At 55.7% G+C, this 22,894-nt stretch carries 25 protein-coding genes; 23 read left to right on the top strand and 2 right to left on the bottom strand.

What is annotated here, in order from left to right; genetic code table 11:
* The first annotated feature begins 5 nt into the window (after positions 1-5).
* From eutT to eutR, 14 genes are all read left to right on the top strand, one after another.
* On the top strand, positions 6-809 hold the full coding sequence (eutT, locus tag OGY06_RS10740) for an ethanolamine utilization cob(I)yrinic acid a,c-diamide adenosyltransferase EutT (protein ID WP_003835057.1): 804 nt from the start codon (positions 6-8) through the stop codon (positions 807-809).
* Positions 806-1,822 (top strand): phosphate acetyltransferase, encoded by a 1,017-nt coding sequence (pta, locus tag OGY06_RS10735; RefSeq protein ID WP_286605294.1) that lies wholly within the window; start codon positions 806-808, stop codon positions 1,820-1,822. The genes eutT and pta overlap by 4 nt, the downstream gene beginning before the upstream one ends.
* 36 nt (positions 1,823-1,858) lie before the next feature.
* Positions 1,859-2,152, top strand: coding sequence for an ethanolamine utilization microcompartment protein EutM (gene eutM, locus OGY06_RS10730; RefSeq protein ID WP_003835054.1), 294 nt, complete (start codon positions 1,859-1,861; stop codon positions 2,150-2,152).
* 114 nt (positions 2,153-2,266) lie between these two features.
* Positions 2,267-2,554 (top strand): ethanolamine utilization microcompartment protein EutN, encoded by a 288-nt coding sequence (eutN, locus tag OGY06_RS10725; protein ID WP_003038011.1) that lies wholly within the window; start codon positions 2,267-2,269, stop codon positions 2,552-2,554.
* 11 nt (positions 2,555-2,565) lie between these two features.
* Entirely contained in the window at positions 2,566-3,969 is a 1,404-nt protein-coding gene (locus OGY06_RS10720) for an aldehyde dehydrogenase family protein (RefSeq protein ID WP_003835050.1), read from the top strand.
* 12 nt (positions 3,970-3,981) lie between these two features.
* Positions 3,982-4,821, top strand: a complete 840-nt coding sequence (gene eutJ, locus OGY06_RS10715) for an ethanolamine utilization protein EutJ (protein WP_063941690.1) — start codon at positions 3,982-3,984, stop codon at positions 4,819-4,821.
* A complete protein-coding gene (eutG, locus tag OGY06_RS10710; RefSeq protein WP_164562555.1) occupies positions 4,811-5,998 on the top strand; it encodes an ethanolamine utilization ethanol dehydrogenase EutG in 1,188 nt (395 codons plus the stop codon). The genes eutJ and eutG overlap by 11 nt, the downstream gene beginning before the upstream one ends.
* A 119-nt stretch (positions 5,999-6,117) precedes the next feature.
* Positions 6,118-7,350, top strand: coding sequence for an ethanolamine utilization protein EutH (gene eutH, locus OGY06_RS10705; protein WP_003835043.1), 1,233 nt, complete (start codon positions 6,118-6,120; stop codon positions 7,348-7,350).
* Positions 7,347-8,750, top strand: a complete 1,404-nt coding sequence (gene eutA, locus OGY06_RS10700) for an ethanolamine ammonia-lyase reactivating factor EutA (RefSeq protein WP_206159763.1) — start codon at positions 7,347-7,349, stop codon at positions 8,748-8,750. The genes eutH and eutA overlap by 4 nt, the downstream gene beginning before the upstream one ends.
* 11 nt (positions 8,751-8,761) lie before the next feature.
* Entirely contained in the window at positions 8,762-10,123 is a 1,362-nt protein-coding gene (gene eutB, locus OGY06_RS10695; RefSeq protein WP_003038029.1) for an ethanolamine ammonia-lyase subunit alpha, read from the top strand.
* 20 nt (positions 10,124-10,143) lie between these two features.
* Positions 10,144-11,040, top strand: a complete 897-nt coding sequence (gene eutC, locus OGY06_RS10690) for an ethanolamine ammonia-lyase subunit EutC (protein WP_125112667.1) — start codon at positions 10,144-10,146, stop codon at positions 11,038-11,040.
* A gap of 9 nt (positions 11,041-11,049) precedes the next feature.
* Positions 11,050-11,709, top strand: coding sequence for an ethanolamine utilization microcompartment protein EutL (gene eutL / locus OGY06_RS10685; RefSeq protein WP_063941688.1), 660 nt, complete (start codon positions 11,050-11,052; stop codon positions 11,707-11,709).
* 11 nt (positions 11,710-11,720) lie between these two features.
* Complete coding sequence (eutK, locus tag OGY06_RS10680) at positions 11,721-12,251, top strand: ethanolamine utilization microcompartment protein EutK (RefSeq protein WP_003835033.1); 531 nt, start codon at positions 11,721-11,723, stop codon at positions 12,249-12,251.
* A 48-nt stretch (positions 12,252-12,299) separates the two neighbouring features.
* The gene (eutR, locus tag OGY06_RS10675; RefSeq protein WP_003835032.1) at positions 12,300-13,352 is read left to right on the top strand and encodes an HTH-type transcriptional regulator EutR; all 1,053 of its coding nucleotides are present in this window, start codon (positions 12,300-12,302) and stop codon (positions 13,350-13,352) included.
* Positions 13,353-13,447: 95 nt separating this feature from the next.
* Here the strand turns inward: eutR and hemF are convergent, their stop codons facing one another.
* The gene (gene hemF / locus OGY06_RS10670; RefSeq protein ID WP_048224960.1) at positions 13,448-14,347 is read right to left on the bottom strand and encodes an oxygen-dependent coproporphyrinogen oxidase; all 900 of its coding nucleotides are present in this window, start codon (positions 14,345-14,347) and stop codon (positions 13,448-13,450) included.
* A 2-nt stretch (positions 14,348-14,349) separates the two neighbouring features.
* Positions 14,350-15,219, bottom strand: coding sequence for an N-acetylmuramoyl-L-alanine amidase AmiA (amiA, locus tag OGY06_RS10665; RefSeq protein WP_003038046.1), 870 nt, complete (start codon positions 15,217-15,219; stop codon positions 14,350-14,352).
* A gap of 212 nt (positions 15,220-15,431) precedes the next feature.
* Between amiA and OGY06_RS10660 the strand changes: the two genes are divergently transcribed.
* The 9 genes from OGY06_RS10660 (at position 15,432) to cysA (ending at position 22,855) form a co-directional block, all read left to right on the top strand.
* Entirely contained in the window at positions 15,432-15,857 is a 426-nt protein-coding gene (locus OGY06_RS10660) for a GNAT family acetyltransferase (RefSeq protein ID WP_003038048.1), read from the top strand.
* Positions 15,844-16,293: a DUF2919 domain-containing protein gene (locus OGY06_RS10655; protein WP_003835027.1), complete on the top strand. Its 450-nt coding sequence runs from the start codon at positions 15,844-15,846 to the stop codon at positions 16,291-16,293. The genes OGY06_RS10660 and OGY06_RS10655 overlap by 14 nt, the downstream gene beginning before the upstream one ends.
* A 59-nt stretch (positions 16,294-16,352) precedes the next feature.
* Complete coding sequence (locus tag OGY06_RS10650; protein WP_063941686.1) at positions 16,353-16,928, top strand: RpoE-regulated lipoprotein; 576 nt, start codon at positions 16,353-16,355, stop codon at positions 16,926-16,928.
* Between the two features lie 93 nt (positions 16,929-17,021).
* The gene (gene yfeX, locus OGY06_RS10645; protein WP_003835022.1) at positions 17,022-17,921 is read left to right on the top strand and encodes a porphyrinogen peroxidase; all 900 of its coding nucleotides are present in this window, start codon (positions 17,022-17,024) and stop codon (positions 17,919-17,921) included.
* Positions 17,922-18,093: 172 nt separating this feature from the next.
* On the top strand, positions 18,094-18,885 hold the full coding sequence (gene ucpA, locus OGY06_RS10640) for an SDR family oxidoreductase UcpA (RefSeq protein WP_191222307.1): 792 nt from the start codon (positions 18,094-18,096) through the stop codon (positions 18,883-18,885).
* Positions 18,886-19,042: 157 nt separating this feature from the next.
* A complete protein-coding gene (cysP, locus tag OGY06_RS10635) occupies positions 19,043-20,059 on the top strand; it encodes a thiosulfate/sulfate ABC transporter substrate-binding protein CysP (protein ID WP_003835019.1) in 1,017 nt (338 codons plus the stop codon).
* Positions 20,060-20,893 (top strand): sulfate/thiosulfate ABC transporter permease CysT, encoded by an 834-nt coding sequence (cysT, locus tag OGY06_RS10630; protein WP_003038061.1) that lies wholly within the window; start codon positions 20,060-20,062, stop codon positions 20,891-20,893.
* Positions 20,893-21,768: a sulfate/thiosulfate ABC transporter permease CysW gene (cysW, locus tag OGY06_RS10625; RefSeq protein ID WP_003038064.1), complete on the top strand. Its 876-nt coding sequence runs from the start codon at positions 20,893-20,895 to the stop codon at positions 21,766-21,768. The genes cysT and cysW overlap by 1 nt, the downstream gene beginning before the upstream one ends.
* A complete protein-coding gene (cysA, locus tag OGY06_RS10620) occupies positions 21,758-22,855 on the top strand; it encodes a sulfate/thiosulfate ABC transporter ATP-binding protein CysA (RefSeq protein WP_003038066.1) in 1,098 nt (365 codons plus the stop codon). Before cysW ends, cysA begins: the two co-directional genes overlap by 11 nt.
* The last annotated feature ends 39 nt before the right edge of the window (positions 22,856-22,894 follow it).

Genomic DNA, 22,894 nt, shown 5'->3' with positions numbered 1-22,894 from the left:
GATGTATGAAGGATTTCATTACCGAAGCATGGCTCAGAGCGAATCATACGCTCAGCGAAGGGGCTGAAATTCATCTCCCCGCTGACGCTCGCCTGACGCCGTCTGCCCGGGAATTACTGGAAAGCCGACATCTGCGTATTAAGTTTATCGACGAGCAGGGCAGCCTGTTTATTGATGACGAAGAACAGCAGCCGCAGCCGGTGCATGGATTAACCAGCAGCGATACGCATCCACAGGCCAGCTGCGAACTGTGCCATCAACCGGTGGCGAAGAAACCGGACACCCTGACGCATCTGACGGCGGACAAGATGGTCGCCAAAAGTGACCCTCGGCTGGGATTTCGCGCCGCGCTGGACAGCACCATCGCCCTGGCTGTGTGGTTGCAGATTGAGATGGCAGAACCGTGGCAGCCGTGGCTGGCGGATATCCGCTCGCGCCTGGGCAATATTATGCGCGCTGACGCCATGGATGAGCCGCTGGCAGCACAAGCTGTCGTGGGTTTAAGTGACGAAGATTTACACCGTCTTTCGCATCAACCGCTGCGCTATCTGGACCACGACCATCTGGTGCCTGAAGCCAGCCACGGACGTGATTGCGCGCTGCTTAATCTGCTGCGTACCAAAGTCCGTGAAACGGAGACGGTGGCGGCCCAGGTGTTCATCACTCGCAGTTTTGAGGTTATGCGACCGGACATTATGCAGGCGCTCAACCGCCTTTCCAGTACGGTCTACGTGATGATGATTCTGAGCGTTGCGAAGCATCCGCTGACGGTTAACCAAATTCAACAGCGACTGGGGGAGAAGCAATGATCATTGAACGTGCTCGTCAACTCGCCCAACGCTCACCTACACGGGTGGTGTTCCCGGATGCGCTGGATGTCCGGGTGCTGAAGGCGGCGAATTACCTGCATCAGCACGGTCTGGCACATCCCATTCTCGTCGCCAGTCCGTTTGCGCTGCGCCAGTTTGCCCTCAGCCACCGGGTGGCAATGGATGGCATTCAGGTTATCGATCCGCAAAGCAATCAGCCAATGCGCGAAGAGTTTGCGCTGCGCTGGCTGGCCCGCGCGGGAGATAAAACGCCTGCGGATGCGCTGGAAAAACTCAACGATCCGCTGATGTTCGCCGCTGCAATGGTCAGCGCGGGTAAAGCTGACGTCTGTATTGCGGGCAATCTCTCATCAACAGCGAACGTGCTGCGTGCCGGATTACGCATTATCGGGCTACAGCCTGGCTGTAAAACGCTGTCGTCAATTTTCCTGATGCTGCCGCAGTACCTTGGGCCGTCATTAGGCTTTGCCGATTGCAGCGTCGTACCGCAGCCCACCGCCGCACAGTTGGCGGATATTGCGATTGCCAGCGCACAGACATGGCAGGCGATCACTGGTGAAGAGCCGCGCGTGGCCATGCTGTCGTTTTCAAGCAATGGCAGTGCTCGCCATCCTAACGTCGCTAACGTGCAGCAGGCGACCGAGATCGTTCGTGAGCGTGCCCCGCAGCTTACCGTGGACGGAGAACTGCAATTTGATGCCGCCTTTGTTCCGGATGTCGCTGCGCAAAAAGCGCCCGCCAGTCCGTTAAAGGGCAATGCCAATGTGATGGTCTTCCCATCGCTGGAGGCAGGCAATATTGGCTACAAAATCGCTCAGCGTCTGGGAGGGTATCGCGCAGTGGGTCCGTTGATTCAAGGGCTTGCCGCACCGCTTCACGACCTCTCTCGTGGCTGTAGCGTACAGGAAATTATCGAACTGGCGTTGGTGGCAGCAGTGCCGCGCCAGACTGACGTGAGTCGTGAAAACGCCTCACAAACACTGGTTGTTTAGGTCCCGTTCTGGACCCCTTAATGAGAGGAAAACACAATGGAAGCATTAGGAATGATTGAAACCCGGGGCCTGGTTGCACTGATTGAGGCTTCTGACGCAATGGTTAAAGCGGCACGCGTGAAACTGGTTGGCGTGAAGCAGATCGGTGGCGGTCTGGTCACTGCCATGGTCCGTGGCGACGTAGCGGCATGTAAAGCTGCAACGGACGCAGGTGCTGCGGCAGCACAGCGTATTGGCGAGCTGGTTTCAGTACACGTGATCCCACGTCCGCACGGCGATCTGGAAGAAGTGTTCCCGATCAGCTTTAAAGGCGACAGCAACGACATGTAAGTCGTCCATGTGACGCCACAGACTTCATTGCTGGCGTCACCCTCTCTCCTTTTCACATTACCTTCTGCGGAGGGTAGGGGGAGGTTTTACCTGAAATATGCCACGGAGGCGCGTATGAAACTGGCAATCGTTACAGGACAAATTGTTTGTACCGTACGCCATCAGGGGCTCGCGCACGACAAGTTGCTGATGGTGGAAATGATTGACGCCCAGGGAAATCCCGATGGGCAATGTGCTGTTGCTATCGACAGCATCGGGGCGGGAACCGGAGAGTGGGTGCTGCTGGTCAGCGGAAGCTCCGCCCGTCAGGCGCACCGGAATGAATCATCGCCTGTCGATCTGTGCGTGATTGGCATTGTCGATGAAGTGGTGGCAGGTGGTCAGGTGATCTTCCATAAATAAGGCAGAAAATCATGAATCAACAGGATATTGAACAGGTCGTGAAAGCGGTACTGCTGAAAATGAAAGACAGCAGCCAACCCGTCAGTGCCGTTCAAGAAATGGGCGTTTTTGCCTCCCTGGATGACGCAGTGGCGGCAGCAAAACTGGCCCAGCAGGGGCTGAAAAGCGTCGCCATGCGCCAACTGGCTATCACGGCCCTACGTGAGGCGGGCGAAAAGCACGCCAGAGAATTAGCGGAACTTGCCGTCACTGAAACCGGCATGGGACGCGTCGAAGATAAATTTGCCAAAAACGTGGCGCAGGCGCGCGGCACGCCGGGTGTGGAATGCCTGTCTCCACAGGTTCTGACCGGCGATAACGGTCTGACGCTGATTGAAAACGCGCCGTGGGGCGTGGTGGCCTCGGTAACCCCATCCACCAACCCGGCCGCGACCGTCATTAACAACGCCATCAGCCTGATTGCCGCTGGTAACAGCGTGGTTTTCGCACCGCATCCGGCGGCGAAAAAAGTCTCTCAGCGCGCTATCACTCTGCTTAACCAGGCGGTGGTTGCCGCAGGCGGTCCGGCAAACCTGTTGGTGACGGTTGCCAACCCGGATATCGAGACTGCCCAGCGTCTGTTCAAGTACCCAGGTATCGGCCTGCTGGTGGTGACCGGTGGTGAAGCCGTAGTGGACGCCGCGCGTAAGCACACCAACAAACGTCTGATTGCCGCTGGTGCGGGTAATCCGCCAGTGGTGGTTGATGAAACGGCTGACCTGGCACGTGCGGCGCAGTCGATAGTCAAAGGTGCATCGTTTGACAACAACATCATCTGCGCCGACGAAAAAGTGCTGATCGTGGTCGATAGCGTCGCTGATGAACTGATGCGTCTGATGGAAAGCCAGCATGCGGTGAAACTGACCGCTGCTCAGGCCGAACAGCTGCAGCCGGTGCTGCTGAAAAATATCGATGAGCGCGGTAAAGGCACGGTCAGTCGTGACTGGGTCGGACGCGATGCCGGAAAAATCGCTGCGGCGATTGGTCTGAACGTACCGGAGCAAACCCGTCTGTTATTCGTCGAAACCTCAGCGACGCATCCGTTTGCCGTTACCGAACTGATGATGCCGGTGCTGCCGGTCGTACGGGTTGCCAACGTCGATGAAGCCATTGAACTGGCGGTCAAGCTGGAAGGCGGCTGCCACCATACGGCGGCGATGCACTCACGCAATATCGAAAATATGAACCGTATGGCAAACGCCATTGATACCAGCATCTTCGTTAAGAACGGACCGTGCATTGCCGGTCTTGGACTGGGCGGTGAAGGCTGGACCACGATGACCATTACCACACCAACCGGGGAAGGGGTGACCAGTGCGCGTACGTTTGTGCGTCTGCGTCGCTGTGTGTTGGTAGACGCCTTCAGAATTGTATAAGGAGTAAATGAGATGGCGCACGACGAACAACGTTGGTTGACACCCAGACTGCTAAAAGCGGCAACGCTATGTAACCAGACGCCCGCAAAGAGCGATTCACCGCTGTGGTTGGGCATTGATTTGGGAACGTGTGATGTGGTGTCGATGGTTGTGGACAGTGACGGACAACCGGTCGCGGTTTGCCTGGACTGGGCCGATGTCGTGCGCGATGGCATCGTCTGGGATTTCTTTGGTGCGGTGACCATCGTTCGTCGCCATCTCGATACGCTCGAACAACAGCTGGGTTGCCGTTTTACCCATGCTGCAACCTCGTTTCCACCGGGAACTGACCCACGCATCTCTATTAACGTGCTGGAGTCTGCCGGGCTTGAAGTGAGCCATGTCCTCGACGAACCAACCGCGGTGGCGGATCTGTTGCAGCTTGATAACGCCGGCGTGGTGGATATTGGTGGTGGCACTACCGGGATTGCAATTGTTAAACAGGGAAAAGTGACTTACTCCGCTGATGAAGCGACCGGCGGGCACCATATCTCTCTGACGCTGGCCGGGAACCGTCGTATCCAGTTGGAGGAAGCCGAGCAGTACAAGCGCAGCAATGGCAAAGAAATCTGGCCGGTGGTGAAGCCTGTCTACGAAAAGATGGCGGAAATCGTGGCGCACCATATTGCCGGACAGAGTGTCGCTGATTTGTGGCTGGCGGGTGGCTCCTGTATGCAGCCAGGCGTTGATGAACTGTTCCGTAAGCGTTTCCCGGAACTGCAGGTGCATTTACCCCAGCACAGCCTGTTTATGACTCCGCTGGCGATTGCAAACAGCGGAAAAGAAAAAGCGGAAGGAATCTATGCAAGCTGAATTGCAGACCGCGCTCTTTCAGGCATTCGATACCCTGAATCTGCAACGCGTAAAAACGTTTAGCGTTCCCCCGGTTACGTTATGTGGACTGGGAGCGCTCAGTACCTGCGGACAGGAAGCACAAACGCGCGGACTGACGCATATGTTCGTCATGGTTGACAGCTTTCTGCATCAGGCGGGGATGACCGCCGCACTGGAGCGCAGCCTGGCGATGAAAGGTGTGGCAATGACGCTGTGGCCATGTCCGGTAGGTGAACCGTGCATTACGGACGTCTGCGCGGCAGTCGCGCAACTGCGTGAATCAAAGTGCGACGGTGTCGTGGCTTTCGGCGGCGGTTCCGTGCTGGATGCCGCCAAGGCAGTGGCGTTGCTGGTGACCAATCCTACCCAGACGCTGGCTGACATGGACGAGCGCAGCGTGTTACGCCCGCGTCTGCCGCTGATTGCCGTACCGACTACCGCCGGAACGGGTTCAGAAACCACGAACGTCACGGTGATTATCGACGCCGCGACCGGACTCAAAAAAGTGCTGGCCCACGCAACCCTGATGCCGGATGTGGCGATCCTTGACGCCGCATTGACGGAAGGCGTGCCTGCACACGTAACGGCGATGACCGGGATTGATGCATTGACGCACGCCGTTGAAGCGTATAGCGCACTGAACGCGACGCCGTTTACCGACAGCCTGGCGATTGGCGCGATAGCGATGATCGGTAAATCGCTGCCGAAGGCCGTCGGCTACGGTCAGGATCTGGCGGCGCGCGAAAGCATGCTGCTGGCTTCCTGTATGGCCGGGATGGCGTTTTCCAGCGCTGGGCTTGGCCTGTGCCATGCGATGGCGCACCAGCCGGGGGCGACGTTGCACATTCCACACGGACAGGCTAACGCCATGCTGCTTCCTACGGTAATGGGGTTCAACCGCATGGTGTGTCGTGAGCGCTTCAGCCATATCGGACGCGCGTTAACCAACAAGAAATCGGACGATCGTGATGCTATCAACGTGGTCAGCGAGTTGATTAGCGAAGTGGGCCAGACCAAACGACTCTCTGACGTTGGGGCAAAGCCCGAGCAGTACAGCGCATGGGCTCACGCCGCGCTGGAGGATATTTGTATTCGCAGTAACCCACGCACCGCCACGCAGGCACAGATCATCGACCTGTACGCGGCTGCTGGGTAATGCCTGTAGGCCGGATAAGGTGCTCGCACCACCATCCGGCAATAACACGGCGTTAATGCCGGAGGCGACGTAAACGTCTTATCCGGCCTACAAATCACAAATGACAGGGAGTAGGGGCTATGGGAATTAACGAAATCATCATGTACATCATGATGTTCTTTATGCTGATTGCCGCCGTGGACAGGATCCTGTCGCAGTTCGGCGGTTCGGCACGCTTCCTCGGTAAGTTTGGTAAGAGTATTGAGGGATCGGGCGGCCAGTTTGAAGAAGGTTTTATGGCGATGGGCGCGCTGGGCCTGGCGATGGTCGGTATGACCGCGCTGGCACCGGTTCTGGCGCATGTGCTCGGGCCAGTAATTATTCCGCTGTATGAAATGTTGGGCGCGAACCCGTCGATGTTTGCCGGAACGCTGCTGGCGTGCGATATGGGCGGCTTCTTCCTGGCGAAAGAACTGGCGGGCGGCGACGTTGCGGCGTGGCTGTACTCTGGCCTGATCCTCGGGGCGATGATGGGGCCGACGCTGGTCTTCTCCATTCCGGTTGCGCTGGGGATTATTGAACCGTCCGATCGCCGTTATCTGGCGCTGGGCGTGCTGGCGGGTATTGTCACCATTCCGATTGGTTGTATTGCGGGCGGTTTGATTGCGATGTACTCCGGCGTCGAAATCAACGGGCAGCCGGTGGAGTTCACCTTCGCGCTGATCCTGATGAATATGATCCCGGTGTTGATCGTGGCTGTGCTGGTGGCGCTGGGACTGAAATTCATCCCGGAAAAAATGATCAACGGCTTCCAGATTTTCGCGAAATTCCTGGTGGCGCTGATCACCATCGGCCTGGCAGCAGCGGTGGTTAAATTCCTGCTCGGCTGGGAGCTGATCCCAGGTCTTGATCCTATCTTCATGGCTCCGGGCGACAAGCCGGGTGAAGTGATGCGCGCCATCGAAGTTATCGGTTCTATTTCCTGCGTACTGCTCGGTGCGTATCCAATGGTACTGCTGCTGACTCGCTGGTTTGAAAAACCGCTGATGAGTGTCGGTAACCTGTTAAAAATCAATAATATTGCGGCTGCTGGTATGGTCGCGACGCTGGCGAACAACATTCCAATGTTCGGCATGATGAAGAATATGGATACCCGCGGCAAAGTGATCAACTGCGCCTTTGCGGTCTCCGCGGCCTTTGCACTGGGTGACCACTTAGGCTTCGCCGCTGCCAATATGAACGCGATGATCTTCCCGATGATTGTCGGCAAGTTGATTGGCGGCGTGACGGCGATTGGTGTGGCTATGCTGTTAGTACCGAAAGATGAAGATGTGCCAGCAGAAGTAGAAACCAACCCGGAGGCGCAATCGTGAATACTCGCCAGCTACTGAGCGTCGGTATCGATATCGGCACCACTACCACTCAGGTGATTTTCTCGCGCCTTGAACTGGTTAACCGTGCGGCAGTGTCGCAGGTGCCGCGCTACGAATTCATCAAACGCGAAATTAGCTGGCAAAGCCCGGTGTTCTTTACCCCCGTTGATAAGCAGGGCGGGTTGAAAGAGGCCGAACTTAAGGCGCTGATCCTCGCCCAGTATCAGGCGGCGGGTATTGCGCCTGAGACTGTCGATTCCGGCGCGATCATCATCACCGGAGAAAGTGCCAAAACCCGAAATGCGCGTCCGGCGGTGATGGCGCTCTCTCAGTCTCTGGGGGACTTCGTGGTTGCCAGCGCCGGTCCGCATCTGGAATCGGTGATTGCCGGTCACGGCGCGGGGGCACAAACCCTGTCCGAGCAGAAGTTGTGCCGCGTACTGAATATCGACATCGGTGGCGGTACGTCGAACTACGTTCTGTTCGATGCCGGAAAGGTCAGCGGTTCGGCTTGCCTCAACGTCGGCGGACGACTGCTGGAAACGGACGGCCAGGGGCGAGTAGTGCATGCGCATCAGCCGGGGCAGATGATTGTTGATGACGTATTTGGTCCGGGCACTGATGCCCAAACTCTCAATGCGGCGCAGCTTGTTCAGGTAGCCCGACGGATGGCGGCGCTGATTGTGGAGGTGATCGACGGCACGTTATCACCGCTGGCACAGGCGCTGATGCAAACCGGCCTGTTACCGGCGGGCATGAAACCGGAAGTGATTACGTTGTCCGGCGGGGTGGGCGAGTGCTACCGCAACCAACCCGCCGACCCGTTCTGTTTTTCCGACATTGGCCCGCTGTTAGCGACGGCTCTGCATGAACATCCGCGCCTGCGTGAGATGAACGTGCAGTTCCCGGCGCAAACCGTGCGCGCCACGGTGATTGGCGCTGGTGCGCATACGCTGTCGCTTTCGGGCAGCACTATCTGGCTGGAAGGTGTGGCGCTTCCGCTGCGCAATCTGCCGGTGGCGATTCCGGTTGATGAGGCTGATTTGGTGGCCGCCTGGCAACAGGCGCTAATGCAGCTCGATCTGGACCCGCAAACAGACGCCTACGTGCTGGCGCTGCCCGGTTCACTGCCGGTGCGCTACGCCGCGCTGTTAACGGTGATTGATGCGCTGCTGGCCTTCGTCGCGCGCTATCCGAATCCGCATCCCCTGCTGGTGGTAGCCGAGCAGGATTTTGGTAAGGCCCTGGGCATGCTGTTACGCCCACAGTTACAGCAACACCCGCTGGCAGTCATCGATGAGGTGGTTGTCCGGGCGGGGGACTATATCGACATTGGTACGCCTCTTTTTGGCGGATCGGTTGTGCCGGTGACGGTGAAATCACTCGCATTTCCTTCCTGAGGGAACGACTTATGAAACTAAAGACCACATTGTTCGGCAATGTTTATCAGTTTAAGGATGTTAAAGAGGTGCTGGCAAAAGCCAACGAACTGCGTTCGGGGGATGTGCTGGCAGGAGTGGCTGCAACCAGTTCGCAGGAGCGCGTGGCGGCCAAGCAGGTACTGTCGGAAATGACGGTGGCGGATATCCGCAATAACCCGGTGATTTCCTATGAAGAGGACTGTGTAACGCGTCTGATTCAGGATGACGTCAACGAAACGGCCTATAACCGTATCAAAAACTGGAGTATCAGCGAGCTGCGCGAGTACGTGTTGAGCGATGAAACCTCCGTTGATGACATTGCGTTTACGCGTAAAGGGTTAACGTCGGAGGTTGTCGCCGCGGTAGCAAAAATTTGCTCCAACGCGGACCTGATCTACGGCGGTAAGAAAATGCCAGTGATCAAAAAGGCCAATACCACCATCGGTCTGCCGGGCACCTTCAGCTGCCGTTTACAGCCGAACGACACCCGTGATGACGTGCAGAGTATTGCGGCACAAATCTACGAAGGGCTGTCCTTCGGGGCGGGCGATGCGGTGATTGGTGTTAACCCGGTAACGGATGACGTGGAAAACTTAAGCCGCGTACTGGATACCGTGTACGGCGTTATCGACAAATTTAACATCCCGACCCAGGGCTGCGTACTGGCACACGTGACTACCCAGATCGAAGCGATTCGTCGCGGTGCGCCGGGCGGGCTGATTTTCCAGAGTATCTGCGGTAGCGAAAAAGGCTTAAAAGAGTTTGGCGTTGAGCTGGCCATGCTGGATGAAGCGCGTGCAGTGGGCGCTGAGTTCAACCGTATCGCCGGGGAAAACTGCCTGTACTTCGAAACCGGGCAAGGGTCTGCGCTTTCCGCGGGCGCGAACTTCGGCGCCGATCAGGTGACGATGGAAGCGCGTAACTACGGGCTGGCACGCCACTACGATCCGTTCCTGGTGAACACCGTGGTGGGCTTTATCGGGCCGGAGTATCTCTACAACGACCGTCAGATTATTCGCGCGGGTCTGGAAGATCACTTTATGGGCAAGCTGAGCGGCATCTCAATGGGCTGCGACTGCTGCTACACCAACCATGCTGATGCTGACCAGAACCTTAACGAAAACCTGATGATTCTGCTCGCCACCGCTGGCTGCAACTACATCATGGGCATGCCGCTCGGTGACGACATCATGCTCAACTATCAGACCACCGCCTTCCATGACACCGCGACCGTGCGTCAGCTGCTGAACCTGCGTCCGTCGCCGGAGTTTGAACGCTGGCTGGAAACCATGGGCATTATGGCAAACGGTCGCCTGACCAAACGGGCGGGCGATCCGTCACTGTTCTTCTGATGACGCGGGGATGACACTCGATGGATCAAAAACAGATTGAAGAAATTGTACGCAGCGTAATGGCGTCAATGGGTGAGTCTCAACCGCAGGCTCAAGAACCGTCAGCACCAGCAAAATGCAGCACCACGCAGTGCGCCGCGCCGACCGGTGAAAGCTGCGCGATGGACTTAGGCTCAGCCGAAGCCAAAGCATGGATTGGCGTAGAGAATCCGCACCGTGCAGAGGTGTTGACTGAACTTCGCCGTAGCACCGCTGCGCGTGTATGTACCGGTCGTGCCGGTCCTCGTCCGCGTACCCAGGCGCTGCTGCGTTTCCTGGCTGACCACTCACGTTCGAAAGATACGGTATTGAAAGAAGTGCCGGAAGAGTGGGTAAAAGCCCAGGGGCTGCTGGAAGTGCGCTCGGAAATCGGCGACAAAAACCTGTATCTGACGCGTCCGGACATGGGGCGTCGTCTGAGTGCGGAAGCCATTGAAGCACTGAAATCACAGTGTGTAATGAATCCGGATGTGCAGGTGATTATTTCTGATGGCCTGTCTACCGACGCGATTACCGCCAACTACGAAGAGATCCTGCCGCCGCTGTTGTCGGGCTTAAAACAGGCTGGATTGAAAGTCGGGACGCCGTTCTTTGTTCGCTATGGGCGCGTGAAAATCGAAGATCAGATCGGCGAACTGCTGGGTGCAAAAGCGGTAATCCTGCTGGTTGGTGAACGTCCGGGCCTCGGTCAGTCGGAAAGTCTTTCTTGCTACGCCGTCTATTCGCCGCGTGTGGCAACCACCGTTGAGGCTGACCGTACCTGCATCTCGAACATTCACCAGGGCGGTACGCCTCCGGTTGAAGCGGCAGCAGTAATTGTGGATTTGGCCAAGCGCATGCTGGAGCAAAAAGCATCCGGCATCAATATGACCCGTTAAGGAGGCATCATGCCAGCATTAGATTTGATTAGACCTTCAGTCACCGCGATGCGCGTGATTGCCTCGGTTAATGACGGTTTTGCCCGCGAACTTAAGTTGCCGCCACATATACGTAGCCTCGGACTCATCACAGCAGATTCTGATGACGTGGCGTATATTGCCGCAGACGAAGCGACAAAACAGGCAATGGTCGAAGTGGTTTATGGCCGCTCGCTGTATGCCGGTGCGGCGCACAGTCCTTCTCCAACATCGGGCGAAGTGCTGATTATGCTCGGTGGACCAAACCCGGCCGAAGTTCGCGCGGGTCTGGACGCGATGGTGGCCAATATTGAAAGCGGGGCGGCATTCCAGTGGGCGAATGACGCAGAAGATACCGCCTTCCTGGCGCATGTGGTTTCGCGTACCGGTTCGTATCTCTCCGCAACCGCGGGATGCCGACTGGGTGATCCGATGGCGTATCTGGTAGCTCCGCCGCTGGAAGCGACATTTGGTATTGATGCCGCGCTGAAATCTGCCGATGTACAACTGGTGACCTATGTACCACCGCCGTCAGAAACTAACTATTCAGCCGCGTTTTTGACCGGTAGCCAGGCCGCTTGTAAAGCCGCATGTAACGCCTTTACCGATGCCGTTCTGGATATTGCCCGTAATCCAATCCAGCGCGCGTAAGAGAGGTAGTGATGATCAATGCACTGGGATTACTGGAAGTGGATGGCATGGTGGCTGCCGTGGACGCGGCCGATGCCATGCTGAAAGCCGCGAACGTGCGTCTGCTTAGCCACGAAGTGCTCGATCCTGGTCGGCTGACGCTGGTGGTGGAAGGCGATCTGGCGGCATGCCGCGCAGCGCTGGATGCTGGCAGTGCAGCCGCAGCGCGTACGGGCCGTGTTATCAGCCGTAAGGAAATAGGCCGGCCGGACGATGACACCCAGTGGCTGATCGGCGGTTTTAAACGCCAGCCGAAGAAACCTGAACAGAAGCCAGAAGCGAAAACAGAAGTGAAACCAGAGAAGACACAGGACGCCCCAGTGACGTCTGAATCCTCTGCCCAACTTCTGACGCTGTTAGCATCGGTCCGTCAAGGAATGACGGCAGGGGAAGTGGCTGCCCACTTTGGCTGGTCACTTGATGAAGCCAGAAATGCGCTGGAACAGCTCTTTTCTGATGGAGCGTTGCGTAAACGCAGTAGTCGCTACCGCTTAAAAAATTAACTTGTCGGAGGGCCGGGGGCTTCGTTGAAGCTTCCGGCTTAAAAGATCATGAAAAAGAACCGTACTGCAAACTTGCACCATCTTTATCATGAAGTATTACCCGAAGACGTTAAACTGACGCCGAAAGTGGAAGTGGACAACGTTCACCAACGGCGAACAACGGATGTGTATGAGCATGCGCTGACGATTACCGCCTGGCAGCAGATCTACGACCAGTTGCATCCGGGAAAATTTCATGGCGAGTTCACGGAAATCCTGCTCGATGATATTCAGGTGTTCCGTGAATACACCGGACTGGCGCTGCGTCAGTCGTGCCTTGTTTGGCCAAACTCATTTTGGTTTGGCATTCCGGCCACGCGCGGCGAGCAGGGATTTATTGGTACCCAGTGTTTGGGTAGCGCTGAAATTGCCACCCGCCCAGGCGGGACGGAGTTTGAACTGAGTACGCCGGATGATTACACCATTTTGGGTGTCGTCATTTCGGAAGAGGCCATTGCTCGTCAGGCCAACTTCCTGCATAACCCGGAAAGGGTGTTGCATATGCTGCGCAATCAGTCGGCGCTGGAAGTTAAAGAACAACACAAAGCCGCGCTATGGGGCTTTGTGCAGCAGGCGCTGGCGACGTTTAGTGAGAATCCTGAAAACCTTCACCAACCCGCGGTGCGTAAAGTGTTGGGGGATAACCTGCTGCTGGCGATGGGCACCATGCTGGAAGAAGCGCAGCCGATTATGACTGCGGAGAGCATCAGCCATCAGAGTTATCGTCGCTTGCTGTCGCGTGCGCGCGAATATGTGCTGGAAAATATGTCAGAGCCGCTGACCGTGCTCGACTTATGCAATCAACTGCACGTTAGCCGCCGGACGTTGCAAAACGCCTTTCACGCGATCCTCGGTATTGGCCCGAATGCATGGTTGAAACGTATTCGCCTGAACGCCGTGCGCCGTGAGTTGATAAGCCCATGGTCGCAGAGTGCGACGGTGAAAGACGCCGCCATGCAGTGGGGATTCTGGCATTTAGGGCAATTTGCCACCGACTACCAGCAGCTGTTTGCGGAGAAACCATCGTTGACGCTGCATCAGCGTATGCGCCAGTGGGCATGATGAGACTATTGTGCCGGATGCGACGCTAACGCGTCTTATCCGGCCTACGGGTTTGCCGTTGTTGTAGGCCTGATAAGCGTAGCGCCATCAGGCAATTACACCCAGTCGCGGACCTGAATAAACTCGCTAAGGGCAGCTTCCGGGCTGTTTGCTTCCGGCTGCCAGTCATACTCCCAGCGTACCAGCGGCGGCATCGACATCAGAATCGATTCCGTGCGCCCGCCGGTTTGCAAACCGAACAACGTGCCGCGATCCCACACCAGATTAAATTCCACATAGCGCCCACGACGATAAAGCTGGAAATTACGCTCGCGCTCGCCCCAGCTCATCATTTTGCGGCGTTCGACGATGGGCAGATACGCCTCGGTGTAACCTTGACCTACTGCCTGCATAAAAGCGAAGCAGTGGTCGAAATCAGGGGTATTCAAATCATCGAAAAACAGCCCGCCAATGCCGCGCTGCTCGTTGCGGTGCTTGAGGAAGAAGTAGTCATCGCACCACTTTTTGTAACGTGGATAAACGTCATCGCCAAACGGCTGGCACAGATCCCGCGCCGTGCGATGCCAGTGAACCGCATCCTCATCAAAGCCGTAGTAGGGCGTTAAGTCAAAGCCGCCGCCAAACCACCACACGGGATCGGCCCCCGGTTTTTCCGCGATAAAAAACCGTACGTTGGCATGGCTGGTTGGAATGTAGGGATTCTGCGGGTGCACCACCAGCGAGACGCCCATCGCTTCAAAGCTGCGCCCGGCAAGCTCCGGGCGATGCGCGGTAGCTGAGGCCGGCATAGCATCGCCGTGGACGTGAGAGAAATTAACGCCTGCTTGCTCGAAAATACCGCCGTTACGCAACACCCGACTGCGCCCGCCGCCGCCCGCTTCGCGTTGCCAGTTATCCTCAACAAATTCGCTGCCGTCTACGGTGGATAACTGCTGACAAATCTCATCCTGCAGGCTGAGCAGGAACTGTTTTACGCGCTGTGCATCGGGCTTCATGGTTAACGTTTCTTCGAGTGGGCTTTCTGGTTATCAAACCAGTGGAAATAGCTGATGATGCCATTGGCGATAGCGGTGGCGATTTTCTGACGAAACGCCGCCGTACCCAGCAATCGTTCTTCTTCCGGGTTGGTGATGAACGAGGTTTCGACCAGGACCGACGGAATCGAAGGTGATTTTAGCACCACGAAGGCGGCCTGTTCCGTGCTGCGACTGTGCAGACGGTGTACCGGCTTGATCTTCTTAAGAATATGCGAGCCTAACGTCAGGCTGTTTTTTATGGTGTCAGTTTGCACCAGATCGAACAGCACCTGCTGCAACAAATGATCTTTGTCAGTGGCCTTCTTTCCGGCGACTTCATCGGCCCGGTTTTCACGATCGGACAGATATTTCGCCATGGCGCTACTGGCGCCGCGATTGGATAAGGCAAAGACCGAAGCACCTGCAGCGCTCGGATTGGTAAAACCGTCGGCGTGGATCGACATGAACAGATCGGCACCATGCTTGTGGGCGATCTCGACGCGATCGTAGAGCGGAATAAACGTATCGCCGGAGCGGGTCAGGCGAGCATCAATCCCCTGGTTGCGTAGGATCGAGCGCACGTTTTTGGCAATAGCTAACACAACGTGCTTTTCTTTCGAGCCGTTGCGACCAATTGCGCCGGTATCAATCCCTCCGTGCCCCGGATCAAGGACAACAACGCGCTTAGCACCGGATTTTTTCGCTTTCGGTTTGCTGTGTCCATTGCTGGTCTTTAGCGCTTCTTCTTTAGCGATGGCTTGTGACATGCCTGACAGCGTCAGGGCGGCCAGCCCGGCTTTCAGCACCTGGCGGCGCGATGTGAGTGTTTTTAGTGGTTTAAAAGTGCTCATACGGCCTGAGTTGTAAAAAAAAGGTTCTAAACGTTATATCGTATCGCGTAGTCCGTTGCGACGGATCGAGATAAGAATTGTTTTACTTTTCATTTCAATACGTGACAATTCCGTATTATGCCATTTTTTCCGCCGCTTCGCGTCAGATATTGGCTAAATCAGCCGTTCGCGCCATAATCGCTTTTTAACGTCCTGAAAAGGTACCCAATACCATGGAAATACGCGTTTTTCGCCAGGAAGATTTCGAAGAGGTGATTACCCTCTGGGAGCGTTGTGATTTGCTGCGTCCATGGAACGACCCCGAAATGGACATCGAACGTAAAGTCAATCATGACGTCAGCTTGTTCCTCGTTGCTGAAGTGAACGGCGAGGTGGTCGGCACGGTGATGGGCGGATACGACGGGCATCGCGGTTCCGCCTATTACCTGGGCGTGCATCCTGAGTTTCGCGGACGCGGTATTGCCAATGCGCTGCTCAACCGGCTGGAGAAAAAGCTCATTGCCCGCGGTTGTCCGAAGATTCAAATCATGGTGCGTGACGATAACGACGTCGTACAGGGCATGTATGAACGTCTGGGCTATGAACATGCGGATGTACTCAATCTGGGCAAGCGTTTGATCGAAGATGAAGAGTACTGAGTTTCATCCGGCCGACTATGATGGTCATGGGCGTCTGCGCCTGCCTTTTCTCTTCTGGTGCGTACTGCTGTTGCAGGCACGCACCTGGGTTTTGTTTGTGATTGCCGGTTCTTCCCGTGAGCAGGGCAACACCTTGCTGAATCTGTTTTATCCCGATCATGACGCATTCTGGCTGGGGTTGCTTCCCGGCGTTCCCGCCGTGTTGGCGTTTTTACTCAGCGGGCGACGCTTTGCGTTTCCGGTGATCTGGCGCTGGCTGCGCGGATTATTGATTCTCGCTCAACTAGTGCTGCTGTGCTGGCAGCCGGTGATGTGGCTGGCAGGCGATCCGCTCAATGGCGTCGGACTGGCGCTGCTGGTGGCGGATATTGTCGCGCTGATCTGGCTGTTAACCAATCAACGTCTGCGCGCCTGTTTTTCCCTTGAGAAAGAATAACGGCACTTTTTGGGGAAACCGGACTCCAAGCAACGTTGATAAATAAGGAAGGAAGTGAAATGAAATCACTGCGTTTGACTTTATGCGCGATGCCGCTGCTACTGGCCGGGTGTTCAACGTTGTCCTCGGTGAACTGGTCTGCCGCCAATCCGTGGAACTGGTTTGGTTCTTCAACGCAGGTCACAGAGCAGGGTGTCGGAGCGTTAACGGGCGCTACGCCGCTGGATGAAAAAGCCATTGCTGATGCGCTGGACAGTGATTACCGCCTGCGTAGCGGAATGAAGACCGATAACGGTAATGTGGTGCGCTTCTATGAAGCGATGAAAGACGACAAGCTGGCGATTGTCATCAATGGCAGCCAGGGAACTATCAGTCGCATTGATGTATTAGACCACGATATTTCGTCAGCCGCGGGTGTCGAAATCGGTACACCGTTTAGCGACCTTTACACTAAAGCTTTCGGTAATTGCCAAAAAGCAACCGGCGATGATAGCGCGGGCGTTGAGTGTAAAGCTGAGGGAAGTCAGCATATTAGCTATATTTTTTCCGGTGAGTGGAGCGGGCCTGAGGATATAATGCCGTCTGACGACACGCTGAAAGCGTGGAAAGTAAGCAAAATTATCTGGCGGCGTTAATTTGCGTCTGAACAAATCGGCTTGTTAAAAAAACAGGTAGAATAGCGCCCATCAATGCCACGATGTCGTGGCATCTTTTTTTCAGGAGGAACAATGTCTCAGGTTCAGAGTGGCATTTTGCCAGAACATTGCCGTGCGGCGATTTGGATTGAAGCCAATGTTAAAGGCGACGTTGATGCCCTGCGTGCGGCCAGCAAAACCTTCGCCGATAAGCTGGCGACCTTTGAAGCTAAGTTCCCGGATGCGCATCTGGGCGCGGTTGTCGCTTTTGGCAACAACACCTGGCGTGCATTGAGCGGCGGCGTCGGTGCTGAAGAGTTAAAAGACTTTATCCCTTACGGTAAAGGTCTGGCACCAGCAACCCAATATGACGTGTTGATCCATATTCTCTCTTTGCGTCATGACGTGAATTTCTCCGTTGCGCAGGCGGCAATGGAAGCATTTGGCGACTGTATTGAAGTCAAAGAAGAAATCCACGGTTTCCGTTGGGTCGAAGAGCGCGATCTCAGCGGCTTTGTTGACGGTACGGAAAATCCGGCAGGCGAAGAAACGCGCCGTGAAGTTGCCGTTATCAAAGATGGCGTGGATGCCGGTGGCAGCTATGTGTTTGTACAGCGTTGGGAACATAACCTGAAGCAGCTTAATCGCATGAGCATCCATGACCAGGAAATGATGATTGGTCGCACCAAGGAAGCCAACGAAGAGATCGACGGTGATGACCGTCCGGTGACCTCTCACCTGAGCCGTGTCGATCTCAAAGAAGACGGTAAAGGGCTGAAAATTGTGCGCCAGAGCCTGCCATACGGTACTGCCAGCGGCACGCATGGTCTCTATTTCTGCGCCTACTGCGCTCGTCTGCACAACATTGAACAACAATTGCTGAGCATGTTTGGTGACACTGACGGTAAGCGTGATGCGATGCTGCGCTTCACCAAACCGGTAACCGGCGGCTATTACTTTGCACCGTCGCTGGACCGTTTAATGGCGCTGTAATGGTGAGCTGATCCTGTTATCGGCCACGAAATAGACATCCCCGCATCGTCGGGGATTTTTTTTACCTGAGATTAACCTGATTTAGTGAGCTATTCCTCAGCACTAATTTGTTATTGCTGTATCTTCTGCGTGAATGAAGCGAAGGCTTCATATTCAAAAGGAGAATATTGAAATGGGAAAACTCACGGGCAAAACAGCATTGATTACGGGCGCATCTCAGGGTATTGGCGAAGGTATCGCCAGAACGTTTGCCCGCCATGGTGCGAACTTAATCCTGCTGGATATCTCCGATGAGATTGAAAAACTGGCGGATGAGTTGGCTGGACGTGGGCACCGTTGCACAGCCGTTCACGCTGACGTCAGAGATTTTGCGTCGGTCAAGGAAGCGGTGACGCGCGCGAAGCAGATTGAAGGCAAAATCGATATTCTGGTGAACAATGCCGGCGTATGCCGCCTCGGCAACTTCCTTGATATGAGCGATGAAGATCGCGATTTTCACATTGATATCAACATTAAAGGCGTCTGGAACGTGACGAAAGCCGTTCTGCCGGAGATGATTGCGCGCAAAGATGGGCGCATCGTGATGATGTCATCGGTGACCGGCGATATGGTTGCTGACCCGGGCGAAACGGCCTACGCGCTGTCGAAAGCCGCGATCATCGGTTTGACCAAATCCCTGGCGATAGAATATGCGCAGTCCGGCATTCGCGTGAATGCCATTTGCCCTGGCTACGTTCGTACGCCGATGGCGGAAAGCATTGCGCGTCAGTCTAACCCGGAAGATCCTGAATCCGTTTTAGTCGAAATGGCTAAAGCGATCCCGATGCGTCGTCTGGCCTGCCCGCTTGAGGTCGGTGAACTGGCGGCGTTCCTGGCATCGGATGAGTCCAGTTATTTAACTGGCACGCAAAACGTGATTGATGGCGGCAGCACTTTGCCTGAAAGCGTAAGCGTCGGCGTCTGATTGATGCCGGTCTCCTCCCCATGTGTTGGGGAGGAGATACCCCTTATTCTCTTTTCAACTTTCAAATCATCAAACGGTATATAAAACCGTTACTCCTTTAGCACTGGTTATAAATATGATGACCATAAGAAAGTCATTTAATTTATAAGGGTGCGCAATGGCCGTTAACTTACTGAAAAAAAGAACACTGACGCTGGCAGCCATGCTGTTGCTGGTGGGGCAGGCGCAGGCAACGGAACTGCTGAACAGTTCATACGATGTTTCCCGCGAGCTGTTTGCCGCCCTTAATCCGCCGTTTGAACAGCAATGGGCGAAGGATAACGGCGGCGACAAACTGACGATTAAACAATCTCATGCCGGGTCATCAAAACAGGCGTTGGCGATTTTGCAGGGGCTGAAAGCTGACGTCGTGACCTATAACCAGGTGACCGACGTGCAGATCCTGCATGACAAAGGCAAGCTGATCCCTGCCGACTGGCAAAGCCGCCTGCCGAATAACAGTTCGCCATTCTATTCCACCATGGCGTTTTTGGTGCGTAAGGGCAACCCGAAGAATATCCATGAATGGAACGATCTGGTTCGCCCGGACGTGAAGCTGATTTTCCCGAACCCGAAAACCTCCGGTAACGCACGCTATACCTATCTGGCAGCGTGGGGCGCGGCAGATAAAGCGGACGGTGGGGATAAAGCTAAAACCGAACAGTTCATGACCCAGTTTCTGAAAAACGTGGAAGTATTTGATACCGGCGGTCGTGGTGCAACTACCACCTTCGTGGAGCGCGGTCTGGGCGACGTACTGATTACCTTTGAATCGGAAGTGAACAATATCCGTAAACAGTATGAAGACCAGGGCTTCGAAGTGGTGGTGCCGAAGGTCAACATTCTGGCGGAGTTCCCGGTGGCCTGGGTAGATAAAAATGTGCAGGCCAACGGTACTGAAAAAGCGGCGAAAGCTTACCTGAACTGGCTGTACAGCCCGCAGGCGCAAACCATCATTACCGATTTCTACTACCGCGTGAATAACCCACAGGTAATGGACAAGCTGAAAGATAAATTCCCGCAGACCGAATTGTTCCGTGTGGAAGATAAGTTTGGCTCGTGGCCTGAAGTGATGAAAACACATTTTGTCAGCGGCGGTGAGCTGGACAAACTGCTGGCGGCGGGGCGTAAGTAAATGTTTGCTGTTTCTTCCCGACGCGTGCTGCCCGGGTTCACTTTGAGCCTGGGCACCAGCTTACTGTTTGTCTGCCTGATATTGCTGCTGCCGCTGAGCGCGCTGGTGATGCAACTGGCGCAAATGAGCTGGGCGCAATACTGGGATGTGATTACCAATCCGCAGGTGGTGGCGGCTTATAAAGTGACGCTGCTGTCGGCGTTTGTGGCGTCGATTTTTAACGGCGTGTTCGGTTTGCTGATGGCGTGGATATTAACCCGCTATCGCTTTCCGGGCCGTACGCTGTTGGATGCGCTGATGGACCTGCCGTTTGCACTGCCTACGGCGGTGGCAGGTCTGACGCTGGCGTCACTGTTTTCGGTTAATGGCTTCTACGGCGAGTGGCTGGCGAAGCTGGATATCAAGGTGACCTACACCTGGCTCGGTATCGCGGTAGCGATGGCCTTTACCAGCATTCCGTTTGTGGTGCGTACTGTGCAACCAGTACTGGAAGAGTTAGGCCCGGAATATGAAGAAGCAGCTGAAACACTCGGTGCTACGCGCTGGCAAAGTTTCCGTAAAGTAGTGCTGCCGGAGCTGTCTCCCGCGCTGGTGGCGGGCGTTGCGCTGTCGTTTACCCGCAGCCTCGGTGAGTTTGGCGCGGTTATTTTTATCGCCGGAAACATCGCATGGAAGACGGAAGTGACCTCGCTGATGATTTTTGTTCGCTTGCAGGAGTTTGACTACCCGGCCGCCAGCGCGATTGCTTCTGTGATCCTCGGGGCTTCGTTGTTGCTGCTGTTTTCAATTAACACTCTGCAAAGTCGCTTTGGTCGACGTGTGGTAGGTCACTGATGGCAGACATTACCCAATTGAAACGCTATGGCGCACCCCGCATCAACTGGGGGAAATGGTTCCTGATCGGCACGGGCATGCTGGTCTCCGCGTTTATTTTGCTGGTGCCGATGATTTACATCTTCGTGCAGGCGTTCAGCAAGGGATTAATGCCGGTATTACAGAATCTGGCGGACCCGGACATGCTGCATGCCATCTGGCTGACGGTGCTGATTGCGCTGATTGCGGTGCCGGTGAATCTGGTGTTTGGCGTGTTGCTGGCCTGGCTGGTGACCCGCTTTAACTTCCCCGGACGCCAACTATTGCTGACGTTGCTGGATATTCCATTTGCTGTCTCGCCGGTGGTTGCCGGCCTGGTCTATCTGCTGTTTTACGGCTCTAACGGCCCGCTTGGCGGATGGCTGGATGAGCATAACCTGCAAATTATGTTTGCCTGGCCGGGGATGGTGCTGGTGACAGTGTTCGTGACCTGTCCGTTTGTGGTGCGTGAGCTGGTGCCGGTGATGTTAAGCCAGGGTAGCAATGAAGATGAAGCGGCTGTGCTGCTTGGCGCGTCCGGCTGGCAGATGTTCCGCCGCGTGACGCTGCCGAATATCCGTTGGGCATTGCTGTACGGTGTGGTGTTGACCAACGCCCGTGCGATTGGTGAGTTTGGCGCGGTGTCAGTGGTTTCCGGCTCGATTCGCGGCGAAACCTTATCGCTGCCGCTACAGATTGAATTACTGGAGCAGGACTACAACACGGTCGGCTCCTTTACCGCCGCGGCGCTATTAACGCTGATGGCGATTATTACCCTGTTTTTGAAGAGCATGTTGCAATGGCGTCTGGAGAACCAGGAGAAACGCGCGCAGCAGGAGGAAAATCATGAGCATTGAGATTGCCAATATTAAGAAGTCTTTTGGTCGCACCCAGGTGCTGAACGATATCTCGCTGGATATTCCTTCAGGTCAGATGGTTGCGCTGCTGGGGCCGTCTGGCTCGGGCAAAACCACGCTGCTGCGCATTATTGCCGGGCTGGAGCATCAGTCCAGCGGGCATATCCGTTTTCACGGTACCGACGTTAGCCGATTGCACGCCCGCGACCGTAAGGTGGGGTTCGTGTTCCAGCACTATGCGCTGTTTCGTCATATGACCGTTTTCGACAATATCGCGTTTGGTCTGACGGTCCTGCCACGGCGTGAGCGCCCGAATGCGGCGGCCATCAAAGCAAAAGTGACCAAACTGCTGGAAATGGTTCAACTGGCTCATCTGGCGGACCGTTTTCCGGCACAGCTCTCCGGCGGCCAAAAACAGCGCGTGGCGTTGGCGCGTGCGCTGGCGGTAGAGCCGCAGATCCTGCTGCTCGACGAGCCGTTTGGTGCGCTTGATGCGCAGGTGCGTAAAGAACTGCGTCGCTGGCTGCGCCAGCTGCATGAAGAGCTGAAGTTTACCAGCGTGTTTGTGACCCACGACCAGGAAGAAGCAACGGAAGTCGCAGACCGCGTGGTGGTGATGAGCCAGGGGCATATCGAACAGGCTGATGCGCCAGATCAGGTATGGCGCGAACCGGCTACCCGTTTTGTTCTGGAATTTATGGGTGAGGTTAACCGCCTGCAGGGGACGATTCGCGGTGGGCAATTCCACGTGGGCGCACACCGCTGGCCGCTGGGTTATACGCCAGGCTATCAGGGACCGGTGGATTTGTTCCTGCGTCCGTGGGAAGTGGACGTGAGCCGTCGTACCAGCCTGGATTCGCCGTTGCCGGTACAGGTGCTGGAAGCCAGCCCGAAAGGACACTACACCCAATTAGTTGTGCAACCCCTGGGGTGGTACAACGAGCCGCTGACGGTCATCATGCAGGGCGATGATTCCCCAAGCCGCGGCGAACGTTTGTTTGTCGGGCTGCAAAATGCGCGTCTGTATAACGGCGACCAGCGTATTGAAACGCGGGAAGAGGAACTTGCCCTGGCGCAAAGCGCCTGATAGGTTAATTCGTATAGTTATCATCCGGTGGCGCTGTGC

The sequence above is a fragment of the Citrobacter sp. Cpo147 genome, from assembly GCF_030332405.1.
Classification (GTDB): domain Bacteria; phylum Pseudomonadota; class Gammaproteobacteria; order Enterobacterales; family Enterobacteriaceae; genus Citrobacter; species Citrobacter portucalensis.
The sequence above is the reverse complement of the archived record's forward strand: the minus strand, read 5'-3'. Positions and strand labels throughout refer to the sequence as shown.